This is a genomic window from Mesorhizobium sp., assembly GCF_005063415.1.
Lineage (GTDB): Bacteria > Pseudomonadota > Alphaproteobacteria > Rhizobiales > Rhizobiaceae > Mesorhizobium.
The window spans coordinates 1-6,551 of the sequence record NZ_SUEG01000097.1; the positions used below are offsets into that span (position 1 = coordinate 1).

8 protein-coding genes and 1 pseudogene are annotated in these 6,551 nt (G+C 64.9%); 7 read left to right on the plus strand and 2 right to left on the minus strand.

The genetic code is table 11. The features are described 5' to 3' along the window. The coding region (locus E5W70_RS22195) for an FAD-dependent oxidoreductase (RefSeq protein ID WP_292662421.1) at positions 1–328 on the plus strand (328 nt) is incomplete at its 5' end. Here E5W70_RS22195 and E5W70_RS22200 read toward each other — a convergent pair. Both E5W70_RS22200 and E5W70_RS22205 read right to left on the minus strand, forming a co-directional pair. Beyond that, the gene (locus E5W70_RS22200; RefSeq protein WP_292662424.1) at positions 322–1,695 is read right to left on the minus strand and encodes an amidase; all 1,374 of its coding nucleotides are present in this window, start codon (positions 1,693–1,695) and stop codon (positions 322–324) included. The two genes, E5W70_RS22195 and E5W70_RS22200, sit on opposite strands and share 7 nt — an antisense overlap. Before the next feature lie 172 nt (positions 1,696–1,867). Next, positions 1,868–2,083, minus strand: a complete 216-nt coding sequence (locus tag E5W70_RS22205) for a DUF6356 family protein (protein WP_023717932.1) — start codon at positions 2,081–2,083, stop codon at positions 1,868–1,870. A 115-nt stretch (positions 2,084–2,198) separates the two neighbouring features. On the opposite strand from E5W70_RS22205, the gene E5W70_RS22210 reads away from it, so the two are divergent. The 6 genes and pseudogenes from E5W70_RS22210 to E5W70_RS22235 all read left to right on the plus strand — a co-directional run. Further along, positions 2,199–2,669: an Lrp/AsnC family transcriptional regulator gene (locus E5W70_RS22210; protein WP_292662427.1), complete on the plus strand. Its 471-nt coding sequence runs from the start codon at positions 2,199–2,201 to the stop codon at positions 2,667–2,669. 84 nt (positions 2,670–2,753) lie between these two features. After that, on the plus strand, positions 2,754–3,239 hold the full coding sequence (gene dut / locus E5W70_RS22215) for a dUTP diphosphatase (RefSeq protein WP_023676369.1): 486 nt from the start codon (positions 2,754–2,756) through the stop codon (positions 3,237–3,239). A 13-nt stretch (positions 3,240–3,252) separates the two neighbouring features. Then, positions 3,253–3,909 carry an HAD family phosphatase gene (locus tag E5W70_RS22220; RefSeq protein WP_292662433.1) on the plus strand — a complete coding sequence of 219 codons (657 nt, stop codon included), beginning with the start codon at positions 3,253–3,255 and terminating at the stop codon, positions 3,907–3,909. 77 nt (positions 3,910–3,986) lie between these two features. Next, a complete protein-coding gene (locus E5W70_RS22225) occupies positions 3,987–4,844 on the plus strand; it encodes a hypothetical protein (RefSeq protein WP_292662437.1) in 858 nt (285 codons plus the stop codon). A gap of 77 nt (positions 4,845–4,921) precedes the next feature. Further along, complete coding sequence (locus E5W70_RS22230; RefSeq protein ID WP_292662440.1) at positions 4,922–5,725, plus strand: isocitrate lyase/phosphoenolpyruvate mutase family protein; 804 nt, start codon at positions 4,922–4,924, stop codon at positions 5,723–5,725. Positions 5,726–5,739: 14 nt separating this feature from the next. Then, positions 5,740–6,551: pseudogene (locus E5W70_RS22235) on the plus strand (proline racemase family protein); the annotation flags it as partial.

Sequence of the window (6,551 nt, forward strand, 5' to 3'; positions counted from 1 at the left end):
CGTCATCGCCGGCTCGGATTTTGGCGGCGCCGATCCCGGCATGGACGCCGCGGCCACCGCCCGCGACCTGTTTGCGGCGATGAAGGCGATGCTGCGCGGCGCAGATGGGCTGGAACTCGATTTCCACACCATTGGCTACCGGCCGACGCCGGTCGATGGCTTTCCGATCATTGGCCGCCCCGAGGGCACGAGCGGCGTCTACGTCGCGGTCATGCATTCCGGCATCACGCTGGCCCCAGCCGTCGGTCTGTTCGCCGCCCGCGAAGTCCTCGACGGCGAGCGCGACCCGCTGCTTGATCCCTACGGGCTGGGGCGGTTTACTCAATAACCGGGCGGCCGGCGAAAGCCGCCGGCTAGCGGCTCGATTGCCCTGGCGATCCCGAGCAGGCGCGACTCCGACCAGCGTTTGCCGACAATCTGTAGTCCGATGGGCAGGCCATTGCTGTCCTGTCCGCAGGGCAGCGACAGTGCGGGATGGCCGCTGTAATTGAACACCGCGCCATAGACCGGCAGCATCCAGTAGCTTTGCTCCCTGCCGTCGACCGCGATTGGCGTTCCCGGCTCGCAATGCGGAAAGGCGGGAACCATGGTGACGGGGCACAGCAAGGCGTCGCAGTGTTCGAAGAACCGTTCCCACGCCAGGATGGAGCGGTCGCGACGGGCGAGCGCCTCGAACCAGCGCGAGACGGGCGTCGGCTTCTCCGGCGGTTCGGGCTGCGCCGCCTCCAGCATCATGCCGATCAGCACGCCGCCCTGCTTCAGGTCGTCGTGCAGGTCGAACTCCGGCAATTTGGCTTCCTCGACGATGGCGCCTTTCGCCTGAAGCTCCTTTGCCAGGCTTTCGACCGCCGCGCTGATCTCGCCGGCCACCGGAAAGCCCGGAAAGGACGGCGCGACGGCAATGCGCAAATTTTTGAGATCCAACTCCGGCATGGTTTCGACCGGTACCGGCGAAAGGTCGGTATCGCTTCCATCCGGCCCGGCAATGAGGCCGTAGATCAGTGCCAGGTCCTCGACGCTGCGCGCCATCGGTCCGAGGCAGGAGATCAGCCGTACGCTGCGCGGCGCCCCGCCTGGATCGGGGAAGGCGCCGGCGAGCGAGACGCGCTGCTCGGTCGGCTTGAGGCCGTAGACGCCACAGAAGGCGGCCGGCAGCCGGATCGAATCCTGCATGTCGGTGCCGACCTCGAACGGCGTCATTCCGGTGCTGAGCGCCGCCGCCGCACCGCCACTGGAGCCGCCAGCGGTGCGCTGGAGATTCCAGGGATTGCCGGTGCGGCCGAACAGCGGATTGCTCGACTGCCAGTCACCGAGCATTGTCGCCACGTTCGTCTTGCCCACCAATATGCCGCCTGCCGCCTTCAGCCGGGCAACGACCGGACTGTCTGCTCTCGGGGCATAGTCGGCGAAGGCCGGGAAGCCGACGGTGGTTCTCATGCCAGCGGTTTCGTGCGTGTCCTTCACGGTGAACGGCACACCGTGCAGCGGCCCAAGTGCCTCGCCGCGCGCCTGCACTTCGTCGGCCTTGCCGGCGCGTTGCCGCGCACCGTCCCGATCGAGGGTTACAACGGCGTTAACCGCCGCATTGTGCCTGTCGATCTGCGCCAGATGCTCGTCCAGCACCTCTATTGCGGAAACCTTACGGTCGCGGATGGCCGCGGCCAGTTTGGTGGTCGAGGAAAAGACGATATCCATCGTAAATGCTCCGGGCTATCGCGCCGCGCTCCTCAAAATGGCGGATTGCGGCGCGGCTTCAAGCCTGGCTCGGCATTTCGACGATGGCGGCGCTTGATCGGGATTGCGCTGCCGGGATCCGTTGAGGGTCGGCGCTGTCCAGCGGCCTCGCCGCGATCGGCACCTCCACGGCTTACCGTCCTCTGTTATGCGTCCGTTCGTAGAGCTCACGGATGATGCCGCTTGCCGTGGTCTCGAACAGAAACGGCAAGAAAGCATGAATGAGCGCGGCAAAGGCCGCCATGAACAATCGCGACGAGAACCATGCGGCGAAAGCCATATGGCCGAAATAGCTCTCGCCGACCGCGGCCGGGTGAGAGGTGAAAAGTCTTGCGAGCCGTGCTGTCATGTCGATCCCTCCTGCCGGCATGAAGAGCCGGCGATGAATATCCTGCCACGGCTGTCAGGTTCATCGGTCTCAAATTGTCCTTGTCTCAAGCCAAATTGTGGGACAAACATCCCACATGACGCCGGAAATCGACGAAATAGACCGGAGATTGCTGGCCGAGCTGCAACGCGACGGCACGCTGTCCGTCGACCAGCTCTCGGCAAGAATATCGCTGTCGCGCAACGCCTGCTGGCGCCGGGTCAAGCGGCTGGAGGAAGACGGCGTCATCACCGGCCGGGTGGCGCTGGTCGACGCCGACAAGCTTGGACTCGGCCTTTCCGTGTTCATCCTGATCCGCACCTCGAACCACGATCCCGACTGGCTGCAAAGATTCCGGGCGGCGGTGACCGGCTTTGCCGAGATCACCGGCGCTTACCGCATGTCCGGCGATCTCGACTATGTCCTGCGCGCCCGCGTTGCCGATGTGAAGGCCTATGACCGGCTCTATCAGCGGCTGATCGCCAAGGTGGCACTATCGGACGTTTCGGCCTCCTTCGTCATGGAGGAGATCAAGGAGACCACGGTCGTTCCGATGGAACTGCGCTGAGGCGGAACTGTGCTGAAAGAAAGCCGTTGATAGCATTGCCGCCGAGTTGACTGAGCCGGCGTTCGCGACGATAGGATCAGCCTTATGCGCGCAGCACTTTATCCTACCTCCGTCATCGGTCCGGCTGTCGGCTTCGTCAGGCTGCCGCATGGCGAGGGATTGCCGCTTCCCGCCTATGAGAGCTCGGGCGCCGCCGGCATGGACCTGCGCGCCGCCGTCCCGGACGACAGGCCGCTCTTGATTCTGCCGGGAAAACGCGCGCTGGTGCCGACCGGGCTGATCCTGGAGATTCCGGAGGGCGTCGAAGGCCAGGTCCGGCCGCGTTCCGGCCTCGCCTTCAAGCACGGGCTCACCTGCCTCAACACGCCGGGCACCATCGACAGCGACTATCGCGGCGAGGTCAAGGTGCTGCTGATCAATCTCGGCGACGAGGATTTCGCGGTGACGCGCGGCATGCGGATCGCCCAGATCGTCTTCGCCCCGGTGACGCAGGCGACCGTCGAGGAGCGCACATTGGCCGGCGGTACAACGCGCGGCTCGGGCGGCTTCGGATCGACCGGCACGGCCTGATGAGCGCAGCGAAATGAAGATACCCAAGCTCGTCATCTTCGATTGCGACGGGGTTCTGGTCGATACCGAGAACCTGGCCAACCGGCGCCTCGCCGAGTGGCTGACCGCGGCCGGCTTTCCGGCCAGCTTCGAATATTGCCGCAAGAATTTTTCCGGCCGCAGCATGGTCTCGGTGCAGAAGGAAGTCGAGGCGACCGGCGTCAGCCTCGGCGCCGATTTTGTCGAGCGCTGGAACGCCGGCCTGCCGGACCTGTTCGCGCATGGCGTCGAGGCCATCCCCTACGTTCGCGAGTTCATCGAAACCGTACACGCCGCCGGCATCCCCACCTGCGTCGCCTCGTCGGCACGGGTGTCCAAAATGCACATCACGCTCGGCCAGACCGGGCTGCTGCCGCTGTTCGAGCATGCGCTGTTCAGTTCGACCATGGTCTCGCGCGGCAAGCCGTTCCCCGATCTCTTCCTGCATGCGGCAGCGACGATGGGCTTCGCGCCCGCCGACTGCATCGTCATCGAGGACAGCGTCGCCGGGACGGCAGCCGGCATCGCCGCCGGCATGCGCGTCTATTCCTACCACGGCGACCCGCTTTCCGACCGTGACGGACTGAGCGAAGCCGGCGGCATCCTGTTCGACGACATGCGCGAACTGGCCGGGCTGGTGCCGATCCACTGATCGCCTTTGTTCAAGCTGCGCTGTATGTTGCAGCTGCTTGTGCTAGCTTGCGCGCGCCCGACATAACGAGCGCGCGCATGACCTTCTCCCTGGCTCGGTTCCTCTTTGCCTGCCTGCTGCTGCCTTGTCTCTGGACGACGGCCAGCGCTGAGGCCGTCAGCTTCCCGGAGCTCGGCAGCGCCGTCTCCGGCCACGGCGATGTCACCTATCTCGACCTCGCCAGGATGGTCATTCCCGATCTGGCCGCGGACAAGGACGGCTTTTTCCGGGGTTCGATGCCGATCGAGATGCGTCACATCGCTGGACCGGGCTACGACGGCTCGCCACCCGCGGCGTCGGGTCTTTCCAATGCCGGCGTGCTCGGCATCAAGGCCGGCGGCAAGGAGCGGCTGGCCATGCTGTTCGACCTCGGCGACTCGCCTGACAGCGCCGAGGGCTATGCCGTGCTGGCACTCTACGACATCACCGGCAAGCCGGCGCTGCTCGACGCCGTCAATGTCGCCGTCGACCGCATCACCTATCTTCGCGATCCGGGCAAGCTGCCGATCGGGCCTGGTGACGACGCCATCATCAGCATGAGCATCCATTTCAATTCGAGCCAGGGCTATGGGATCACGCCGCTGATCATGGTCCGCAACGACAGGTTCGAGTTGATCGACATGATCTATACGTTCGACGAAAACCTCTGCACCCATAGGAGGACGCAGAATGCGGCCTTCCAGGCGATCGCCGACGGCCAGCCCTATGCAGCCATCAAGGTCACGGTGACCGACGCGACGCTGCCGGGCGAAGAAACCTGCGACGGCCAGCCGCCGCCAGAGGCGTCTTTGCGCGACATTTCCGTCACCTACCATTGGGACAAAAACGCTTCGCGCTACGTCAAGGATTCCGATGCGCTGGACCGATTGGCAGATGAGAACGCCAAACGCTTCTGAGCCAACCGCATTTGTTTGCCCGGCGCCTTCCGCCGGGCTAGAATTTGCCTCACATTCTGCACTGGAGGGGAGCATCCATGGACAAGGGCAAGATTTTTCGCGACCTGCATGCCTCGATCTTCGTCATGGCCAATTCCTGGGACGTTGGCACGACCAAGCTTTTGGCCTCGTTCGGCTTCAAGGCGCTGGCCACGACCAGCGCCGGCTTTGCCTTTTCGCGCGGCCTGCCCGATGGCGCGGTGACGTTCGAGGCGATGATCCATCATTGCCGTGAAGTGTCGGCGGCGACCGGGCTGCCGGTTTCGGCCGATCTCGAAAAGGGCAAGGGCGACAGCGCGACAAGTGCCGGCGAGACCATCTTCGCCGCCGAGGCGGCTGGCCTCGCCGGCTGCTCGATCGAGGACCATACCGGCGAGCCCGAGAAGCCGATCTATGATTTTGCGCATGCAGTCGAGCGCGTCGCGGCGGCGGCGGAAGCGGCACGGGCGCTGAAACGCGATTTCGTCTTCACCGCGCGGGCCGAGAATTTCCTGTGGGGCAAGCCCGACCTCGACGATACGATCAAGCGGCTGCAGGCCTTCGAGAAAGCCGGCGCCGACGTGCTCTATGCACCGGGGCTGGGTGACATCGAGATGGTTCGAACCGTCTGCTCCGCGCTGACCAAGCCGGTCAACGTCATGGCCAAGCCCGGCTTCACCATCGCCGATCTGGCCATGGTGGGGGTAAAGCGCGTCTCGCTCGGCCCATGGCTCACCAATTTCGCCTTTGGCATGCTGGAGACCGCGGCGCGCGAGATCCAGCAGGACGGCACCTTCGGCTTCACCCGCGCCGCCATGCCGTTCGGCAAGCTGCAGGCGCTGTTTGCCAAATCTTCAGCTTAGGTCGGGCCCGGCGAATGACGCTCACCGTCGTCGACATGCACACAGGCGGCGAGCCGCTGCGGATCGTCACCGGCGGCTACCCCGACATTCCCAAGGGCACGATCCTCGAAAAGCGCGCCTATGTGCGCGACCATCTCGATCATCTCAGAAAGATCCTGATGTTCGAGCCGCGCGGCCATTACGACATGTATGGCGCGCTGCTGGTGGAGCCCGAACTGCCGGGCGCCGACCTCGCGGTGCTGTTCATGCACAATGAGGGCTATTCGACGATGTGCGGCCACGCAATCGTCGCGCTCGGCCGCTACGCCGTCGACGAGCGGCTGGTGGCGCCACGCGAGCCGCTGACGACCGTCAACATCGAGGCGCCGTGCGGGCTGATTTCGGCTGCGGTCGAGGTAAGGGATGGCAAGGCCGGTGCGGTGTCCTTCGAAAGCGTGCCGGCGTTTCTGTTCGCCCGCGACCAGCGGATCGATCTGCCGGGCTACGGTCCGGTCGGCTTCGACATCGCCTATGGCGGCGCCTTCTATGCGCTCGCCGACTGCCGCCAGTTCGGGCTGGAATTCGGCAGGAACCGGGTGCGCGATTTCGTCGATGCGGCGACCGCGCTGACCAATAAGCTGAAGGCCGAATTTCCGCTGTCGCATCCCGACCATGCCGATCTCGCCTTCCTCTACGGCACCATCCTGACCGACGGACAGGATGCGTTCTCCGATACGCCGACCAAAAATATCTGTGTTTTCGCCGAGGCCGAGGTCGACCGTTCGCCGACCGGCTCGGGCGTCACCGCGCGGCTGGCGGCCATGCACGCCAAGGGCCAGATCGGGAT

Excerpts from the sequence above, each read along its gene's own strand:
- E5W70_RS22200 (WP_292662424.1), bottom strand. The coding sequence starts at position 1,695 with ATGGATATCGTCTTTTCCTCGACCACCAAACTGGCCGCGGCCATCCGC.
- E5W70_RS22205 (WP_023717932.1), bottom strand. The coding sequence starts at position 2,083 with ATGACAGCACGGCTCGCAAGACTTTTCACCTCTCACCCGGCCGCGGTC.
- E5W70_RS22210 (WP_292662427.1), top strand. The coding sequence starts at position 2,199 with ATGACGCCGGAAATCGACGAAATAGACCGGAGATTGCTGGCCGAGCTG.
- dut (WP_023676369.1), top strand. The coding sequence starts at position 2,754 with ATGCGCGCAGCACTTTATCCTACCTCCGTCATCGGTCCGGCTGTCGGC.
- E5W70_RS22220 (WP_292662433.1), top strand. The coding sequence starts at position 3,253 with ATGAAGATACCCAAGCTCGTCATCTTCGATTGCGACGGGGTTCTGGTC.
- E5W70_RS22225 (WP_292662437.1), top strand. The coding sequence starts at position 3,987 with ATGACCTTCTCCCTGGCTCGGTTCCTCTTTGCCTGCCTGCTGCTGCCT.
- E5W70_RS22230 (WP_292662440.1), top strand. The coding sequence starts at position 4,922 with ATGGACAAGGGCAAGATTTTTCGCGACCTGCATGCCTCGATCTTCGTC.